This window comes from Agromyces sp. NPDC056965 (assembly GCF_042673425.1).
Classification (GTDB): domain Bacteria; phylum Actinomycetota; class Actinomycetes; order Actinomycetales; family Microbacteriaceae; genus Agromyces.
This window is the reverse complement of record NZ_JBHURI010000008.1, coordinates 13,716-33,002: the sequence shown is the minus strand read 5'-3', so window position 1 is coordinate 33,002 and position 19,287 is coordinate 13,716. Positions and strand designations below refer to the sequence as shown.

Below are 19,287 nucleotides of genomic sequence, written 5' to 3'. Positions count from 1 at the left end.
ATGACCCTGTGGATGCCGACCCCCTGCTCCTGAACGCCGCTCGCTCGCTCGGCGACGCGCAATACGACCCCGCCGCCGAGCTGCTCCTCGTGCCGGCCGTATACAACCCGATCCACACGAGGATCGTCACCGGCAACGCGCATCGGTTGCGCGAGAGCCTCGCGTACGCCCTCACCCTGCTCGAGCTCGCGCGCAGCGGCGACGTCGAGGTCGACGGCGAATTGCGCTCGGCGCGCGCGGAGCGGGTGCTCGCAGCCGTGCTCGCACACCAGGACGTCGATCCTGCGAGCACGACGTACGGCATCTGGGCCTACTGGGCCGAAGAGCCGCTCAGCGAGATGGTGCCGCCCGACTGGAACTGGGCGGACTTCATGGGCGAGTACCTCGCCCTCATGCTCTTCCGTCACGCCGACGTGCTCGACGCTCGGCTGCGCGAGCATGCCGAGCGAGCGCTCGGGCACGCAGCCCGGTCGATCATCCGGCGCAACGTCGACATCGACTACACGAACATCGCGGTGAAGGGCGCCTTCGTCACTCTGGCGGCGGGTCGACTGCTCGACGACCGCGAGCTCGAGGCGTACGGTCGCGAACGCTTCCGCCACCTGCACACTCAGCTCCTGCGCGCCCGCAGCTTCGCCGAGTACAACTCCCCGTCCTACTGGAACGTCGTCATCCAGGCGTTCACCCAAGTGCGCCAGTACGTCGCCGACCCCGAGCTGACCCCGCTCGCCGTCGACCTCGAACGACTCGCCTGGGAGCACTTCCTCGCCAGGTGGCACCCGGCCACCGGGCAACTGGCCGGCCCCATGGCCCGCTGCTACGCGACCGACCTGCGCAAGACGCAGGGGCCGCTGACGGTGCTGCAACGGGTGGCGCCCGAGACCTGGTCGTTCTTCGACGACGAGACCCTCACGGAAACGACGGAGGCGGTGCACGACGCCGTGCTCGACTACCGCATTCCGGCCGACCTTCGGAACCGTCTCGACCGCGACCCTGGCCGGGTCACGGTGCGCGAGGCGTTCGACGAGGTGCACTACATCGAGGGCCAGGTCGCGGGAGTCTCCCGTACCGGCGCCGCCGGCCATCCTGCCATCGTCGTACCCGCGACCGGCACGAGCTGGTTCGACGGCCCGGTCACCCTCGGCAGCGTCAACCACGGCGACACCTGGCTGCAACGCCGCATGCTGCTCGGCCACTGGGCCGAACCCGGCGACGTCGCGAACCGCGCTGAGACGCCGAGCCACTCCATCTCGGCATCCGTCGTTCACGACGGCTTCGGCTTCGCCGCAGGCTCGTTCAGCTCGGTGCAGCACGAATCCGAGGTGCTCTGGTCGTTCTCGCTCGCCACCCCGGCGGGCGACCGGCACATCCACCTCGACGCGGTCGGGGCGGGTGAGTCGCTGCCGGCGAGGGAGCTGCTCGTGCGTTTCTCACTGCACGGCACGGATGCCGCGAGCCGCGTGTTCGTCGACGGCACGCCGGCCTCGCCCGGCACGGTCGTCGACGATGCGCGCACCGTGACTGTGCGGACCGCGGCGGCCGCCTTCGACTGGGAGCTCGCGCACGCCGAGTTCGACGGCCGGCCGCGCCCCGCGCGGGTCACGGTCACCGACACCGGACTCGACATCGACGTGCTCTGGCTCGCCGAGCACGAAGCACGCCCGCTGGTGCTGAACGAGCTCGGGCCGGTCATCGCAGCGGGCGCCCTTCGCCTCGCCCCCGCCAACGGAGCCGCTGACCCCGCTCCCGGCCGCGCAGCAGATGCATCGCTTCGAGCGGAATTCGACGGTGCCACGGTGCAGCTCTCCCGCATCGTCGCCGGCGAGGGCGGTGACGTCGAGCTCCGACTCGTGGCACCGGCGCGACCGGGCTCCCGCCTCGACCACGCGCGCATCGCGCAGGAGCAGTTGGCGTTCGCCGAGCCGGTACCCGTCGCGGTGCCGTCCCATTCCTCCTGACAAGTTCCACACCGACTCCACGACACCCCACCACACTGCGAGGACACGCATGGCCCAGTTCGATCTGCCCGTCGACCAACTCGAGACCTACCGCCCGGAGCGCGAGGAGCCAGCCGACTTCGACGCATTCTGGCGCGACACCCTCGCCGAGTCCCGCGAGCACGGCTCGGCCAGATTCGACGCCGTCGATTCGGCTATGCGCAGCCTCATCGTCGAGGACGTGACGTTCCCCGGCTTCGCCGGCCACCCGATCCGGGGCTGGATGCTCCGGCCGCGGCACGAGCCCGTGCGCGGGTGCGTGGTGCAATTCATCGGGTACGGCGGCGGTCGCGGGCATGCGGAGCAATGGAGCCTGCTGCCCTCCGCGGGGTACGCGGTGTTCGTGATGGACACCCGCGGCCAGGGCAACGGCGTCAGCGTCGGCTCGACGCCCGACCCGGTCGGCAGCGCCCCGCAGGTGCCGGGCAAGATGACCGCGGGCATCGAGCACCCGAGCTCCTACTACTACCGCCGCGTCTTCACCGATGCCGCTCGCGCGGTCGATGCAGCCCGCACTCATGCTGCGGTCGACCCCGAGCGGGTAGTCGTCGCGGGCGGAAGCCAGGGCGGCGGCATCGCCCTCGCCGCCGCCGGGCTCAGCGACGGCCTCGCCGGCGCCACGATCGACGTACCCTTCCTCAGCCACTTCCGCCGCGCGCTGCGCATCACCGATGCGAGCCCGTACAACGAGCTCGCCCGCTACCTGCAGTCGCAGCGCGGCGACGAGGAATCCGTCTTCCGAACCCTCTCCTACTTCGACGGCGTCAACTTCGCCGCGCGTGCGACCGCACCGGCGCTCTTCTCGGTCGCCCTGTACGACGCGGTCTGCCCGCCGTCGACGGTCTACGCCGCGTACAACGCATACGCCGGCGACGAGAAGCAGATGGCGGTCTATCCGTACAACGGCCACGAGGGCGGGCAATGGCACCACACGCAGCGCCACCTCGCCTTCCTCGACGAGATCTTCGGCTGACGGGGACGCAGGCCAATGACCACGGACACCACGCTTCACACGTCGATGTCGACGCGGATCGACTGGAGCGCCGGCGCGCTGCGCCTGCAGTTCCGCATCGGCGACCACCCCGTGCACCTGTCGCACCTCTCGATCGGCACGGATGCCTCGGCAGTGACCGCCCACGCGCTCGTCGACCTCTTCACGGCCGCCGAACAGCGCGGGCGCACGAGCCAGAGCTTCGTGCGCTCGGCCATCGGAGAACGGTTACGCTACGTCGACCACGATGTCGAACGCCGCAACGGCCTGGAGTGCCTGCGCATCCGGCAGCTCGACGATCTCACGCAGCTCGTGGTCATGAGCGAGTTCCGCGTGCACGCGGGCTCGGGCATGCAAGTCACCCAGACCGTGCACAACGGGGCATCCGAGCCGATCGTGCTCACCGCTGTCGGCTCGCTGAGCCTCGAGCTCGCCGACGCCGGCGCAGGCGGGTCGGGCGGACATCGAGTGCTGTGGGGAGAGAGCGAGTGGCTCGCCGAGAGCCGCTGGCACGAGCAGCCGCTCGACGAGGTGCTGCCGGAGCTCGGGCTGGCCGCGCACGGTCAAGACGGCCGTGGCCGGTTCGTGCGTTCGAGTCACGGATCCTGGTCGAGTGGGGAGGTGCTGCCGACCGGTGTGCTCGTCTCGGACGACGGGCCCTCGCTCGCCTGGCAGCTCGAGACGAGTGCCGGCTGGAGCTGGGAACTGACCAGGACGCAGCACTCGGTCGTGCTCGCAGCGCTCGGGCCGAGCGACCTCGAGCACCAGTTCGCCATGCGCCTGGAACCCGGAGCGAGCTTCACCACGGTGCCGGTCGGCCTCGTCGTCGCCGACGGCGGTCGGGACGCCGTATTCGCCGCTCTCACCGACTATCGTCGCGGCCTGCGACACCGTCGCCCGATCGACGACACCCTGCCGGTGATCTACAACGACTACATGAACACCCTCATGGGCGCGCCGTCGACCGAAGCTCTGCTGCCCCTGATCGACGCGGCCGCACATACCGGCGCCGAGTACTTCTGCATCGACGCCGGTTGGTTCACCGACGCGGCCGAGTACTGGCGCGAGATCGGGGCATGGCGCGAGGCGCCCACCCGGTTCAGTGGTGGACTCGGCAACGTGATCGACCGCATCCACGAACGGGGCATGCGTTCGGGCATCTGGCTCGAGCCCGAGGTAGTCGGTATCGAGTCGCCCATCGCCCGCGAACTGCCCGCCGACGCCTTTTTCTCGCGATTCGGCGAACGGGTCATGGAGGACCACCGGTACCATCTCGACTTCCGTCACCCTGCGGCGCGGAACCACCTCGACGAGACGGTCGACCACCTCGTGAGCGAGTACGGCGTCTCGTACTTCAAACTCGACTACAACATCAATCCTGGTGTCGGCACCGACACCGCCGTGACCGGCGCCGGCGCGGGCCTGCTCGGGCACACCCGGGCGTTCAGATCCTGGCTGCTCGCAGCGCAGGAGCGCCACCCCGAGGTCATCTTCGAGAACTGCGCCTCAGGCGCGATGCGCATGGATTACGGGCTGCTCTCCGTCGCCCATCTCCAGTCGACCAGCGACCAGCAGGACGCGCTGCTGTACCCGCCGATCGCGGCCGCCGCGCCGGCCAGCATGACACCCGAGCAGGCTGCCAACTGGGCATATCCGGCCGAGTCGATGAGCGACGAGGAGACCGCCTTCGCCATGACGGCCGGCATCACCGGCCGCCTCATGCTCTCGGGGTTCCTGCATCGCCTCCGCCCGGCCCAACTCGAACTCGTGCACGAGGCGGTCGAACTGCATCGCGGTTGGCGAGACCGCATCGCCTCGAGTCATCCGCTCTGGCCGCTCGGCCTGCCCGGTTGGAACGATGACGTACTCGCCCTGACGCTCCAGAACGACGACACCGCACTGCTCGCCGTGTGGTCGCGCGGCGCGGCGCAGCGCGTGCGACTGCCCGGCCTCGCGGTCGATGCCGCGACCCAGGCGTACCCGGTCGCTGCCGCGGCCTGGGCGACCGACATCGACCATGAGGGAACGCTGCACGTCGAGGCTTCACCCGGGGCGGCCGCCCGGGTATTCGAGCTCCGCCTGCGGCGCTGAGAAAGGACCCCCAGTGGACACACCCACCCCTTCCGCCCGCCTGCCGCTCCGTGTCGCCCTCGTGGGCGCAGGCGGCATCGCCCACGACGTGCACCTGCCGTCGATCCGCGAGATCGGCGACGCCGAAATCGTCGTCGAGACGGTCGTCGAGATCGACCCCGCGCGCGGCGCCGAGTTCGCCGAGCGATGGGGCATCCCGAACCACACCACCGAGTTGGCCAAGGCGCTGGACGCCCGACCCGACCTCGTGATCCTCTGCACACCCCCGTCGCTGCACCGCGCGCAGGTCATGGCATGTCTCGCCGCCGGCATCTCGGTCTGGTGCGAGAAGCCACCGGCCCTCAGCCTCGCCGAGTACGACGAGATGATCGCCGGCGAGCGCGACGGCGGCCCGTACGCCCCGATCGTGTTCCAACAGCGCTTCGGCTCGGGCGCGCAGCACGCACGGCACCTGCTGGCATCGGGGGCACTCGGACATCCGCTCATCGCGCACTGCCAGACCACCTGGTACCGCGGCGACGATTATTTCGCCGCGCCCTGGCGGGGCAGCTTCACCGGTGACGGCGGCCCGATCATGGCGCTCGGCATCCACCAGATCGACCTCATGCTGAGCCTCCTCGGCGAGTGGCGAGAGGTCTCGGCGACCGTGAACCGGCTCGCCCGAGACATCGAGACCGACGACGTCGCTGCCGCGTGGGTACGCCTCGAGAGCGGCGTCATCGCGACGATCGCCAACAGCGCGGTCTCGCCGGCGCAGCTCAGCCGCGTCCGCGTCGACACCGAACGCGCCACTGTCGAACTCTCCCATCTCTACGGCTACGGCAATGACGACTGGGTCTACACGCCCGCACCGGGCCTCCCTGCCGAGGAAGTTGCGACGTGGGCGGACGAGCTGCCCGACGAACGCAGCACGCACACCCCGCAGCTCCGTCGGCTCATCTCCGACCTGCGAGCCAGCCGGCGCCCCGAGACGAGCGGCGCCGGCGGCCGTGCTGCGCTGGAACTCGTGACGGCGTTGTACAAGTCGGCCCTGACCGGTGAGATCGTGCGACGCGGCAGCATCACGCCGGGCGATCCCTTCTACTCATCGCTCAACGGAGGCCTCGCGCTCCGATCGGAGGCGCGTTCGTGATCATCTCCTACGTCGACGGCGCCGAGGTGGTGGTCTCGCACGACGGCATCGAACTCGCCTCCTACGTGCACCGCCCCGACCCCGAGCAGTTCGAGGCCCCCAAGCCGTACCTGCATCCGCTGCGCACGGTCGCCGGCGACGTGGTGACGAACTATCGGCCGCACGATCATCGCTGGCACAAGGGCCTGCAGCTGACCTGCACCGAACTCTCGGGCCACAACCTCTGGGGCGGTCACACCTACGTCGACGGCGAGGGATACGTGGCGCTCGACAACGTCGGCTGCATGGCACCGATCGGCGAGATCGTCGCTGAGACGGATGCCTCGGGCGGCGTGCTGCTCGAACACGAGCTGCGGTGGCGCTCCGCCCACGGCGACGGGCTCGTCGCCGAACATCGTTCGTTGCGATTCGCCGAGGTCGACGTCGCCCGTCGCGCCTGGTCGCTCGAGTGGCGCAGCGAGCTCGAGAACATCACGACGGCCACGCTCTCGTTCGGCAGTCCCGCGACCCGCGGCCTCACCGGCTCGGGCTACAGCGGCCTCTGGTGGCGCGGCCCGCGCAGCTTCACCGGCGGCCGAGTGATCACCGCGACCGACGGCGAGACGAGCGCCGCCGACGCGAGGGGCACGGATGCCGCATGGCTCGCCTTCGTCGGTGACCACGACGGCGTCAACCGCTCGTCGACGCTCGTCTTCGAACCGATCACCGACGATGGTCGCTTCGAGACGCGATGGTTCGTTCGCTCCGAGGAGTTCGCGGCGGTGAATCCGTCGTGGGCGTTCGACCGCACTTTCGAGCTCGAGCCCGGGGCATCCGTTCGCGTCGGCTACCGCGTCACCGTGGTCGACGGCGCCTGGGGGCGCGCGGAGATCGAGGAATGGCGGCGCGGTGGCGCACGCTGAGTTCGAGGGTGCGGGCCTGTTCCCCGGCGGCGTCGGAGTCACGCGACTTCGCGTCTACACCGCCCCTGGCGCCGACGGGCTGCGGGGCGGAAGCCCGCACTTGCACACGGTGTGCTCCGAGGGATACCTCGTCACCGGCGGCCACGGGCGCGTGCAGACGCTCACCCTGCAAGGGGGCTTCATCGAGACCGGACTCCGGCCGGGCACGTTGCTCTGGTTCGACCCGGGCACGATCCACCGGCTGGTGAACGACGATGCGCTCGAGCTCGTCGTCATCATGCAGAACTCGGGCCTGCCCGAGGCCGGCGACGCGGTACTGACCTTCCCCTCGACCGATCTGGCGTCACGGGCGGCGTACGAAGCGGCGGCGCGCCTCTCACCGCCTGGCGGTGTGCCATCACTCGACGGCGCGCTCGCACGGCGGGACCGTGCACTCGCCGGGTTCTCCGCGCTGCGTGAGGCGGCACTCGCCGGCGATCTCGGCCCGCTCCGCGCCTTCCATGAGCGCGCCTCGCATCTCGTCGCCGCGCTGACCCCAGCGTGGCGGCAACGTTGGAAGGGCGGCGCATGGTCGGCGGCCCTTGCCACCGAGCGCCAGCTCGACGCGATCGCTGCAGCCGACACCCGGCACTTCGGGGGCGCGGGGGTGCACGGTGCCGAAGCCGACGAACGATTCGGAATGTGCGGCTGGCTGAGCGCCTACCCGCACACGTGATCCATCCACGACCGTTGGTCGGCCCTGCAGCGACCGCTCCGCTGCCGGGCCGACCTCACGCCGAGCGAGCCGATCCGGGACAACCCGCGTCAGCTCGCAGGACGGGCTCAGCCCTTGATCGCGCCGGCCTGACCGGCACTCTTCAGGAACTGTTTCTGGAAGATCAGGAAGAGCCCGATCGGCAGGATGACCGAGATGAACATTCCCGCCATGAGGAGGCTCAGGTCCGCGGTCGCGGTCACCCGGTAGAGGCCGACGGAGAGGGGCTGCAGTCCCGGCGACGGCAGCACGAGCAACGGCCAGAGGAACTCCTTCCACGCGCCGATGATCGTCAGCAGCGAAGTGACCCCGATGATGGGCTTCGACATCGGCAGCACGATGCGCCAGAAGATCTGGAAGCTGCCGGCGCCGTCGATGCGTGCGGCCTCGAACACGTCTTTCGGCAGGCTGTCGAAGAAGCGGGTCACGAGCAGCACGTTGAAGGCGTTGGCGGCCGCCGGCAACCAGACGGCCCAGAAGGTGTTGACGAGGTTGATGTTGAGCAACGGCATGTCGAGCACCGTGAGGTACTGCGCGATGAGCGAGACGATGCCGGGGATGAAGAGGGTCGCGAGCACCCCCGCGTTGACGACCTTGGCGTACTTCGGTCGGAGCACCGAGATGCCGTAGCCGCCGGTGAGGGCGACGAGCATGCCGAAGAACCAGCTTCCGGCGGCGATCCAGACGGTGTTCATCAAGTACTGGCCGATGTTGATCTTGACCCACGCGTCGGAGAGGTTCTGCCATTGGATGCCGCTCGGCCACCAGGCGAAGGGCTCGCGGAGGATGTCCTGGCTCGTGGAGAGCGCCGCCTTGCCCAGCCACACGAGCGGGCCTGCCGAGATGAGCACGAGCACGGCGATGAGGACGAACGTCATGATCGTCAGACCAACGCGAACGCGGCGGCTGCGTCGGTCGAGGTCGGAGAGGTTCGATCGGTCGTCCGGTTCGGTGACCCGACGCTTGCGGCGCCGTTTCGACGAGGGGTCGGGCAGCTCGGCAGTGACGATGGCTTCGGTGGTGGGGTATTCGAGAGTCGCGGTCATGATTTGCTCCAGCTTCGCGTCGCGCGCAGGTAGATGGCGGAGACGATGGTGAGCACGACGGCGAGCAACAGACTGAGCGCCGTCGCCTTGCCGTAGTCGCCCTGGATGAAGGCGTAGTTGTAGATGAGCATCAGCACGGTGACCGTCTTGTTCTCGGGGCCGCCGCCGGTCATCACGAACGGTTCGGTGAAGACCTGCATGGTGCCGATGATCTGCAGCAGCAGCATGAGGAGCATGATGCCGCGCATCTGCGGCAGGGTGACGTGCCAGAAGCGCCGGAAGACGCGGGCACCGTCCATCTCGGCGGCTTCGTAGAGCTCGGACTGGATCGACATGAGCGCGGCGAGGTAGATGATCGTCGACTGGCCGAACCCGGCCCAGGTCGCCTGCACCACGATGCTCGGCATCGCCGTGGCGCCGTCTTGCAGCCAGGGGAACGGGCCGAGCCCGATCACGCCGAGGGCACTGTTGAAGAGGCCGTCGGCTGAAGGGTCGTAGAACTGCTTCCAGAGCAGCACCGCGACGACGGGCGGGATGATGACGGGCAGGTAGACGAGTACGCTCGCGACCTGTCGGGTACGGCGCAGTTCAGCCATCAGCGTGGCGAGCAGGATCGGCACCGGAAAGCCGATGACGAGCGCGAGGGTCGCGAACCAGAGCGTGTTCAGTGCTGCAGTGCCGAGGATCGGATCGGCGAGCACCCGCTGGAAGTTCTCCAGTCCCACCCAGGTGGGTTCGGTGATCAGGTTCGTCTTCTGCAATGCGAGCGCGAGGCTTCGCAGGATCGGCCACCACGCGAAGTACCCGAAGGTGAACAGCAGCGGCACGAGGAAGAGGAATGTCGAGATCCCGCCGTGCCGCACCCAGTTCCACAGGCGTACAGGGGTGGGTCGCGCTGGGCGCCGGATCATGGGTTGAGCATCGACGGCCATCGTCTCCCTCTCGTTTCGGGTGCGGGGTGGGGGGAGGGGAAGGGGGAGACCGGCCGTCTCCCCCCTTCCCCGGGGTGCAGTGTGTCAGCCGGCGTCGACGAGCGCCTGGACCTGAACTTCCGCGTCAGCCAGCAGTTGATCGATGTCGGCGTCTTCGCGAGTGAAGACCGCCTGCGCGATCGGGTCGAGCGCGGCGTAGAGCTCCTGCGCCTTCACGGCCGGCTCCGGCACGATCGGCAGCTCGGTGAGGCTCGCGAAGTATGCCGTGTAGTTGTCGCGGTCGACGTTGATGTAGGGCTCGATCCAGCCGAGGTACGTCTCGTAGGCCTCGTCACCGAAGATCGGCACTTCGGGCGAACCGACAGGCTTGCCATCGGCCGACAGCGTCTCGGCCGCAGTGACCGCGGCGTCTTCATCGATGTACTTGTTGAGCCAGTAGAACTCGGTCCACTTGAGTGCCGCAGCGAGTTCGTTGGCCGTGGCCTTCGGGTTGAACCACTGGATCGCCCCGCCGCCGAGGGCTCCGAGACCGTCTTCTGCCTGGGCCAGCGGTGCGATGCCGACGTTCTCCCCTGCCATACCGCGATTCACGACGAGATCGTTGTAGATGTTGGCACCGTTGACCGTCTGGCCGACGTTTCCACCGGCGAGCTCGTTGCGGATGTCATCGCCGCCCAGCAGGAAGTTCGAACCCGCCGCGTTCGCGCCCCACCGCACATCGTGGAGGAACTCGAGCGAATCCTTCATCGCGTCGGTGTCGATCGTGACGGTGGTCGTGTCGTCCTCGGTCTCCTGGACCAGTGACCCGTTCGAGTACGCCATGGTCGTCAGGAGCCAACCGCCCGCATTGCCGGTCGTCGGCAGCACGAATCCGGGCTTGCCCGTCTTCTCGGTGATGGTCTTCGCGTTCTCGAGCACACCCTCCCACGTGGTCGGCGTGTCGTCGGGGTCGAGACCGGCCTGCTCGTAGAGCGCCCGGTCGTAGATGAGCGCCATCGTGTACGCCTGACGAACCACGCCGTAGCTGCGACCGTCGGCGTCCTGCACGACGGAGATGAGGTCGGGGTTCAGCTCCGCGAACGTCTCGTTGCCGGCCATGTAGTCGGTGACATCAGCAGCCTGGCCGCGAGCGATCAAGGCCTGCATGTCGGTGAACGGAACGGCGAGCGTCGTCGGCAGCGTGTCCCCGACGAGCATCGCGTTGAACGTCGACGTGTCGTACCGCGTCTCATCGCCCTTCACCGTGATGTTGGGGTAGAGCTCTTCGAACTGGGCGACCTTGTCGTTGAAGGTCTCGAGCGATGCGGCCTGGTCGGCGGTCGGCATTTCGCCGACCGTGATCGTCACCTTCGCATCGGGGTCGGCCGCGGGGGCCTCGGACTCGGTGCCACCGCCCGAGCAGGCGGACAGGGCCAAGGCTGCTGCAGCCGTGATGGCCGCGAGGCCGAACCACTGCTTCTTGCGTGAACGCATGTATCTACTCCTTCGTAGTCGGGCGGCTGTCGCCCGAGTGGTGCAATCAATAGAGGCATCCGCGACTTGCCAGCGTAGGCGAGGCGCGGAGTTCGGAGCATTACCGACGGGTCGTCGGACCCTCCCTTCGCTGTGCCGGGAGGTTCTGGGTCACCCGCGGGCCGAACGTCGTCATGACGACCACCGAACCCGCAGGGTGACGAGCTGGAACGGGCGCAGCGCCAGGCGCGCGCCAGTGCTTGAGAGCTTCGTGCCGGCCGTCGGCTCGATCTCGCGCTCGAGCAGATCGACGACGGTGACGGATGCCGCGTCGACGTCGAACTCCACGTCTGTGACCGCCCTCGTGCCCTCCGCTTCGTAGAGCCGCACGATGAGGTCACCGCTGCGGTCCTCGGCGAGCTTGACCGCCTCGACCATGACGGCGGGATGCGAGACGCGCACGAGCGGCGCCACATCGCGCCCGCCGGTGATCGTGCGCTGAGGCAGGTTCATCCGATAGCCCTCGTCGACCGCGGCACGGATGTCTGCGCCCGGACGGATCGAGACGGTCAGCTCGTGCCTGCCCTGGTCGGCATTCGGATCCGGGAACACCGGTGCCCGCAGCAGCGATACCCGCACGGTCGTGGTCGTCCCGCCGTCGTCGCGGGTGCTCCTGGCCACATCATGGCCGTAGCTCGACTCGTTGGCGATCGCGACGCCGTATCCCGGCTCGCCCACGTGGATCCAGCGGTGCGCGCAGATCTCGAACCGCGCGGCATCCCACGAGGTGTTGGTGTGGGTGGGCCGGAACACATGGCCGAACTGGGTCTCGGCGGCGGAGCGGTCCGCGTGCACATCGAACGGGAACGCGAGCTTCAGCAGCTTGCGGGTCTCGTGCCAGTCGATGTCGTGGTGGATCTCGAGCGATGCCGCCCCTCGATCGAGTCGAAGTGTCTGCGTGATGCGCGAATCACGGGTGCCCCGTTCGACGACGACCGCGACCGAGTCGGAGCCGGTCACCGTTCGCAGCGAGTCGACCGTGTCGAGGTCTTCGACGACTCGACGGTAGTGGTCGTCGATGTCCCATGCATCCCACTTGTTGGGGATGTCGCGGTGCAGCTGCAGCAGATTGCCCGTCTCCCCCGGTGCGATCGCCTCACGGCCGGTGCTCGCATCGCGGAGCGATACGAGCAGCCCGCGCCCATCGATCTTCGCGCGCACCAACCCGTTGTCGAGCACGAAGCCGTCGCCATCCGCGTCAGCGGTGAGCGTCGGTGCCTGGCCGGTGGCGACTGGCACGGCGATGCTGAGCGGCGCCACACCGGACGCGGTCTGCGGTCGCGGATTCAACGACAGCTGCCGCACGCCGGGGCCGACGAGCGCTGACGCGGATTCCTCGATGATGCGGGTGGCTCGCTCGGTGAGCGCGGCGTTGTTCCGCGCGACGTCCTCATACACCCAGGCGATCGAGCAGCCCGGGAGGATGTCGTGGAACTGCTGCAGGAGTACGGTGTGCCAGCTTGTCTCGAGTTCGTCGTACGGGTACGGCACCCCCTCGCGCACGGCCGCCGTGGCCGCCCAGAGTTCCGCCTCGCGCAACAGGTGTTCGCCGCGGCGATTGCCCTGCTTCGTCAGGTGCTGCGAGGTCAGCGAGCCGCGATGCAATTCGAGGTACAGCTCCCCCGACCACACCGGCGGGTCGACGTACTCTGCCTCGACCCGTTCGAAGAACGCCTGCGGCGAGTCGATCGACACTCTCGGCGAACCCTCGAGCGACTTCAACCGACCCGCCGCCTCGATCATGTCCCGGGTCGGTCCGCCGCCACCGTCTCCCCATCCGAACGGCACCAGGGAGACGGATGCCGCACCGTTCTCCCGGAACGACCGCTCCGCGTGGGCGAGCTCGGCACCGGAGAGTTCGGAGATGTAGGTGTCGGCCGGCGGGAAGTGCGTGAGCACTTGGCTGCCGTCGATGCCCTCCCAGAGGAAGGTATGGTGCGGCATCTGGTTGACCTGATTCCACGAGATCTTCTGCGTGACGAACCATTTCGAGCCACTCGCCTTGATGATCTGGGGCAATGCCGCCGAATACCCGAACGTGTCGGGCACCCACACCTCCTGGGTATCGACGCCGAACTCCTCGAGGAAGAACCGCTTGCCCGCGACGAACTGACGTGCCATCGCCTCACCGCCCGGCATGTTGATGTCGGGCTCGACCCACATGCCGCCGACCGGGATGAATTGCCCCGCGGCGACCTTCTCCTTGATGCGGGCGAAGAGCTCGGGGTAGGACTCCTTGATCCACGCGAGCTGCTGCGCCGAGGAGCATGCAAATCGGAACTCCGGGTACTCGTCCATCAGCGAGAGCACGTTCGAGAACGTGCGAGCGCATTTGCGCACCGTCTCGCGCACGGGCCAGAGCCACGCGGAGTCGATGTGCGCATGACCGATCGCGACGACGTCATGGCTGCTCGCACTCGCGGGACTCGCGAGCGCTCCGGCGATCGCAGTGCGTGCGGCATCCGCAGTACCGGAGACGTCGGCGGGGTCGGCGAGGTCGAGCATGCGCTCGAAGCTGCGCAGGATGTCGTGGCGTCGCGGAGTGTCGGTGCCGAGCTCGTACATGAGTCCGCTCAGCGTCCACACGTCGCGGGCGAGCGCCCAGACCGCCTCGTCGAGCAGGGCGACGCTGAATTGCTGCAACTCGTAGATGGGCTGATCGCCGGCAGTCGCCTTCGAGCCGAGCGGAGTGGGCAGGAAATCGTAATCTCCCGCGACATCTGGATTGGCTGCCGCCTCGACGTAGACCTCGATGTCGCTCCCCGGCCCGCCGCTCCATGGCAGGTACGAGCTGCGCGGTGACACCGCCTTGATGATGGTGCCGTCGGCGCGGTAACCGAGTCCCTCGGACTGGAATCCCGGCCGATCGCCGAAGAACCCCAGGTCGACGACGACTTCGAGTCGCGTGGCGTCCGGAAGTCGCCCGTGTTCGTCGAACCACTCGTCCGGAACCGTGCCCCGGCCCTTGAACCATGTCGTCGACCACGGACGGCCCCAACGATGCGGAAGGCCGATCGGCTCGTACCGCTCCCCCAGTGCGTCTGCGGCGGGCACCGGCTCATCGGGAACGCACCACTCGGAGACCTCGAGCGGACTGACGCTCCGGTAGACGGCGGGGGTGAGGAACTCCTGGTCGAAGCGCTGGAGTCGGCCCTCGACGATCAGCCGGTTGTCGTGCACGTGGATCTCTCTTCTTCGAGCGGCGGGCGGTACTCGCACGGCGCGGATCCGGCTCTCTCGCGGTTCCGCACGGCGTGCCGTCACTGTAATTCAATTCGATTGAAATTGTCAACCGCGAGGCTGCAAGGCGCAGCCCGGCCCACGGCATTCGGCTACGGAGCGATCTGCTCGTACGCTCCGAGCGTCGGCCCGATCGTCGAGCGGCCGACCACGAGCTCACCGGGCACCAGTTCGACCGCTGGCGGCTGCTCCCCCGCAATCGAGGCCAGCAGCGCCTCGGCGGCTCGACTGCCAACCGTGTGCAACCGCGGCTCGATGCTCGTCAACCAGATCCCGTCGTGATGCACCGGCCGGTGCTGGTTGTCGTAGCCGACGATCGCGACGTCATCGGGAATCCGGAGGCCGGCCCTGGAGAGTGCCGTGTAGGCGCCGATCGCGATCTCGTCGTCGCCGGCGAAGATCGCGTCGAACGGCTCGCCGCTTGCGAGTAGTTGCTCGGCGGCCACCACCCCCCAGCTTCGGGAGTAGGTGCCGTGCAAAGGGGCGCCGAGCACGAGGGGCAACTCGTGCTCGGCGAGTGCCTCGAGCATGCCGGCGGCCCGGCGCTGCACCGCCGGCCCTGCCGCAGACGCCGTAAGGTGCGCGATCCGGCGCCGGCCGAGCCCGATGAGATGCCGGCCGGCGAGGAGGCCTGCGTGGTGACCGTCGGGAGCGATGACCACGCTGGAATTCCGCCCAGACGGCTCGACATCCGCGAAGACCATCGGCGCCGGAAAGTCCAGTGCATCGGCCAGGCTCGTCAGGTCGGGGGTGTCGCCGACGATCAGCAGCCCGTCGACCCTGCGCGCGCGCAGCTGTCTCAGATGGGCGAGGAGTTCGTGCGAGGTGGCGCGCGCGTCGTACATCAGGGTGGCGATGCCGTGTTCGCTGAGCCGCTCGATCGCGCCGATCAGCACCGGCATGCTGTAGAGCCCGATCGCCTGCTCGGCGAGCACCCCGACGGTCGCGCTCTTGCCGGTGACGAACGACTTCGCGAGCGCATCCGGCTGGAAGTCCAGCCGTTCGGCTGTCGCGAGCACCCGCTGCCGGGTCTCTGCCGAGATGCGACCCGCCGAGCCGAGCGCTCGAGAAGCTGTCGCGATCGAGACACCCGCGGCCGAGGCCACATCGCTGAGCGTGACCTTCTTCGCCATGCGCCGCCTTCCCGTCGACAGCAGCCTAGCCGTCGTCGATCTCGCCACGGACGCACGCGCGTAAGCACTTCCGCAGTTGCAGCGCTCGGGTGGTCAGGGCCTTCGCAGCCGGTTTTTCGGAGGCATTGACAACCGCGTGTTCGGCAGGCAAGGATCATCGAGCACACGTGCGGAAGCGTTTACGCAGGATCACCGCCGAGCGATCGACGCCCCAAAGGAGGGTCAACGTCCATGTTCCCCACTCGCAAACCCAGAGCCCCAGGCCGATACCGGCAACGGCTGATCGGCATCCTGACCGCCAGCGCGACCCTGGCCGGCATGAGTGCGTTGGCCGCGCCGGCCACGGCCGCCGAACCCACCGCAGTTACCGCAGCAACCGTGTCGTTCGGATCCACGGCCGAATCCTCCGGGGCGACCGTGCGGATCGGCGACAGCACCGCCGCACCCACGGTGCGCAGCTACGCCGACCGGGAATGCTGGGAGCTCGGCGGCGGCATCCACAATTTCATCTACATCAAGCTGGATGACGCACTGAAACACACCGGAGCCAACGCCGCCTCGATCGACATCGGCTACTTCGACAGCGCACCCGGCAAGTTCACCATCTCGTACGACGCAATTTCCGGCGCAGGCAAGCAGACGACGGTGATCGAGACGACGGGTACGAACACATGGAAGTCCGCGCACTTCTTCGTCGCCGACGGCGGCTTCACGGGCCGCCAGCAGGGCGGCGACCTGCGCATCGCCACGTGGGCGCCGGCCATGGGCGGCAGCGCCGGCCCAGTGTGCATCGGCGACCTCACGCTTGCGCCGTCGCCGATCGCCACCGACGATGTACAGCTCGCCGTGACGACCGACGCCAACGTGTTCGACTCGGGCGATGCGCCGAGCTTCGGCGTGCTCAGCGCTCGCAGCGACGAGATCGCCTGGAGCATCCGCGACTACGACGGCGCGGTCGTGCGAACCGGCACTGCCTCTGTCGATCCGGCGAGCCGGCAGGGCACGATCGGCACCGAGCCGTTGCCCGACGGCTATTACACGATCGCGGCGACCGGCCAGGGACCGACCGGTGATGAACTCACCCGCACTGCCGGGTTCGCGATCATGAAGCCGCCCGCCGACCCGACCGCCCAGGCGGAGTCGATGTTCGGCATCAACGCGCACACGATCAAGGCCGGTGAGAGCTTCGACTGGAGCGACGCGACCGAGGCCGCGTCCCGTGCCGGCGCCGGCAACGTCCGCATCGACACCGTCTACTGGAACAGCGTCGAGGCGACCAAGGGAACCTACACCTTCTCCCCCGGCAGCGAGCAGATCGCCGAACAGCTCGCCGCACAGGGTCAGCGCGGGCTCTACATCCTCGGGTACGGGCATCCCCTGTACGGCGGCACCCCGAGCACCGAGGAGGCGTACGAGGCGTACGGCAACTACAGTGCCGCCGTCGCCGAGCACTTCCGCGATACCATCGGGGCCGTCGAGGTCTGGAACGAGTACTACGGCGGCTTCAGCAAAGGCGTCTGCTCCCAGTCGGCCAAGTGCTACGCGGCGATGCTGGCCGCGACCTATGACAAGGTCAAGGCAGTCGCACCCGACGTCACAGTGGTCGGGGCTTCATCGTTCAAGGTGCCGCTGGACTGGTACGAGGAGTTCTTCGCCCTCGGCGGCCTGGAGCACCTCGACGTCATCTCGATCCACCCCTACCGTGCACCCGGCACCCCCGATGGACTGGCACTCGACGTGGCCGGCCTGCAGGAATTGATCAAGAAGTACAACCACGGCGAATCCAAGCCGATCTGGATCACGGAACAGGGCTGGGCCGTCGGTACGGCCTCGGCGATCGCCGTGAACGAGCAGACACAGGCGCAGTCGCTCTCGAGGTCGCTTCTCGAGGCGAAGGCGGCTGGCATCGCCAAGTACTTCTGGTACGACCTGATCAACGATGGCACCCAGGCCGACCACTCGGAGCAGAACTTCGGGATGCTCCGCCGAACCAGCGCCGACGCGACCTCGATCAACCCGAAGCCGTCGTACGTCGCCTACGCCACCACCTCACGAGAGCTGACCGGTGCCGACTACGTCGGCACGGTGAAGAGCAAGGATCCGGCCGCGCGGGGATACCGCTTCGCCGGTACCGACGGCGCCATCACCGCGCTGTGGAGTGCCGACCGAACGCCGAAGCCCGTGACGATCAAGGCCGAGGAGCCGATCACCGCCGTCGACCTGATGGGCGCCGAGACCGTACTGGAACCGATCGGAGGCCGCCTGCACCTGACCCTCACCGATGAACCGGTGTTCCTGCGCGCCGATGTCGACACGATCAAGGCCGGAGCGGCGATCACGATCACGGCACCGGAGACGACCGTCGCCGGTGAGGATGTCGCGGTCACCGTGCGGTTCGATCCGTCTGGCCGCCAGCGCGACGCGGCGGTCGAGATCGAAGGCCGCACCATCGAGGTGACCGCCGCGAACGGGCGCCCGTCGGAAACGGTCGTCTCGATTCCGGCCGGCACCGTCGGCGGTACCCGCACTGTGCGGGCCACCGCGACGTTCGACGGGCACGCGGCCGGCCTCGCCACCGCGACCACCGAGGTCGTGCCCGAGACGGTCACGATCGATGTCGCCCCGACGATCGCCGGGGGCTTCGACACGAAGTTGGCGCTGACGCTCAGCAACCACTCGAACGCCGCACCCGCGTCCGTCGACGGGATCGAATGGACGTACGGCGATGCAACCGGGACCCTGGGCGCGCAGCCGCTGCTCGCTCCTGGTGAGACGCGAGTCGTCGAGGTTCCGCTGACCGGCCAGCAGCCGTACCTGATCCGCGATGCCGCCGTCACTGCCGCCGTCGGCGGCGATCGCACGATCACCGACACCGACGCGTTCGCGTTCGCGCCGGTGTCGCGGGCGACCCCGAAGCTGAAGCACGGCCAGCTGAGCGGACTCGACGACGTGCCCGCGATCGACCTCGCCGCGGTGGGGAACTTCCAGAAGATCGATGCCGCGACCGCCGACGGCGATGTCTGGACCACTTGGGACAAGCGCCACCTGTACGTCTCCGCCGTCGTTCACGAAGAGCAGTACCAGCCGGCCAAACGGGCGGAGTGGCTGCCCGCGGGCGACAGCATCGCGATCGGCCTGCAGCCCGGTCGGCCCGGCGGCGGACTCGGCAGCTGGGGCGCCGACTGGTACATGCTCTACGCCGGCCAGTCGCTCGAGGGCAACGGCGTCTACGTCGAATCCCTGCCGCGGCAGTACAACGTCGACATGATGGCCGACGCAGAGGTGGAAGTCGTCCGCGACGAGGACGCGAAGACCACCACCTACCTGATCGCCATCCCCTGGGAGCAGATCCAGCCGCTGTCACCAGAGGAGCCGGAGTTCTCATTGACCGTCGCGATCAACAAGCGCGACCAAGTCGACCGCGACAACTACCGCTCGCTCGGCCTTCTCGGCTGGCAGCAGTGGGGCAACGGCGTGAACAACTGGAAGCTCGCCCAGTACCAGCAGGTTCGGCTCACGCGCTGAACCGCGAACAGGTGGCCGGTCGACGCGGCCGG

General features: G+C 68.4%; 12 protein-coding genes. 7 read left to right on the top strand and 5 right to left on the bottom strand.

The window, feature by feature from the left end; all coding sequences use genetic code 11:
- The first annotated feature begins 8 nt into the window (after positions 1-8).
- The 6 genes from ACFTQE_RS03510 to ACFTQE_RS03485 are packed head-to-tail and all read left to right on the top strand — an operon-like array spanning position 9 to position 7,828.
- Complete coding sequence (locus ACFTQE_RS03510; protein ID WP_376923752.1) at positions 9-1,958, top strand: hypothetical protein; 1,950 nt, start codon at positions 9-11, stop codon at positions 1,956-1,958.
- Between the two features lie 49 nt (positions 1,959-2,007).
- Positions 2,008-2,970 carry an acetylxylan esterase gene (locus tag ACFTQE_RS03505; RefSeq protein WP_376923751.1) on the top strand — a complete coding sequence of 321 codons (963 nt, stop codon included), beginning with the start codon at positions 2,008-2,010 and terminating at the stop codon, positions 2,968-2,970.
- A 15-nt stretch (positions 2,971-2,985) separates the two neighbouring features.
- The gene (locus ACFTQE_RS03500) at positions 2,986-5,079 is read left to right on the top strand and encodes a glycoside hydrolase family 36 protein (protein WP_376923750.1); all 2,094 of its coding nucleotides are present in this window, start codon (positions 2,986-2,988) and stop codon (positions 5,077-5,079) included.
- Positions 5,080-5,092: 13 nt separating this feature from the next.
- On the top strand, positions 5,093-6,211 hold the full coding sequence (locus ACFTQE_RS03495; protein WP_376923749.1) for a Gfo/Idh/MocA family protein: 1,119 nt from the start codon (positions 5,093-5,095) through the stop codon (positions 6,209-6,211).
- Complete coding sequence (locus ACFTQE_RS03490; RefSeq protein ID WP_376923748.1) at positions 6,208-7,113, top strand: PmoA family protein; 906 nt, start codon at positions 6,208-6,210, stop codon at positions 7,111-7,113. Before ACFTQE_RS03495 ends, ACFTQE_RS03490 begins: the two co-directional genes overlap by 4 nt.
- Positions 7,100-7,828: a cupin domain-containing protein gene (locus ACFTQE_RS03485; RefSeq protein ID WP_376923747.1), complete on the top strand. Its 729-nt coding sequence runs from the start codon at positions 7,100-7,102 to the stop codon at positions 7,826-7,828. The genes ACFTQE_RS03490 and ACFTQE_RS03485 overlap by 14 nt, the downstream gene beginning before the upstream one ends.
- A gap of 107 nt (positions 7,829-7,935) precedes the next feature.
- Here ACFTQE_RS03485 and ACFTQE_RS03480 read toward each other — a convergent pair whose 3' ends face one another.
- The 5 genes from ACFTQE_RS03480 to ACFTQE_RS03460 form a co-directional block, all read right to left on the bottom strand.
- The gene (locus ACFTQE_RS03480) at positions 7,936-8,913 is read right to left on the bottom strand and encodes a carbohydrate ABC transporter permease (protein ID WP_376923746.1); all 978 of its coding nucleotides are present in this window, start codon (positions 8,911-8,913) and stop codon (positions 7,936-7,938) included.
- Positions 8,910-9,824: a carbohydrate ABC transporter permease gene (locus tag ACFTQE_RS03475; protein WP_376923745.1), complete on the bottom strand. Its 915-nt coding sequence runs from the start codon at positions 9,822-9,824 to the stop codon at positions 8,910-8,912. Before ACFTQE_RS03475 ends, ACFTQE_RS03480 begins: the two co-directional genes overlap by 4 nt.
- Before the next feature lie 105 nt (positions 9,825-9,929).
- Positions 9,930-11,318, bottom strand: coding sequence for an ABC transporter substrate-binding protein (locus tag ACFTQE_RS03470; protein WP_376923744.1), 1,389 nt, complete (start codon positions 11,316-11,318; stop codon positions 9,930-9,932).
- A 171-nt stretch (positions 11,319-11,489) separates the two neighbouring features.
- Positions 11,490-14,537 (bottom strand): alpha-mannosidase, encoded by a 3,048-nt coding sequence (locus tag ACFTQE_RS03465; RefSeq protein ID WP_376923743.1) that lies wholly within the window; start codon positions 14,535-14,537, stop codon positions 11,490-11,492.
- 152 nt (positions 14,538-14,689) lie between these two features.
- Complete coding sequence (locus ACFTQE_RS03460) at positions 14,690-15,730, bottom strand: LacI family DNA-binding transcriptional regulator (RefSeq protein ID WP_376923742.1); 1,041 nt, start codon at positions 15,728-15,730, stop codon at positions 14,690-14,692.
- Between the two features lie 378 nt (positions 15,731-16,108).
- Here ACFTQE_RS03460 and ACFTQE_RS03455 point away from each other — a divergent pair, with 378 nt between their 5' ends.
- Positions 16,109-19,255 (top strand): glycosyl hydrolase, encoded by a 3,147-nt coding sequence (locus ACFTQE_RS03455; RefSeq protein ID WP_376923741.1) that lies wholly within the window; start codon positions 16,109-16,111, stop codon positions 19,253-19,255.
- Positions 19,256-19,287: the final 32 nt, after the last annotated feature.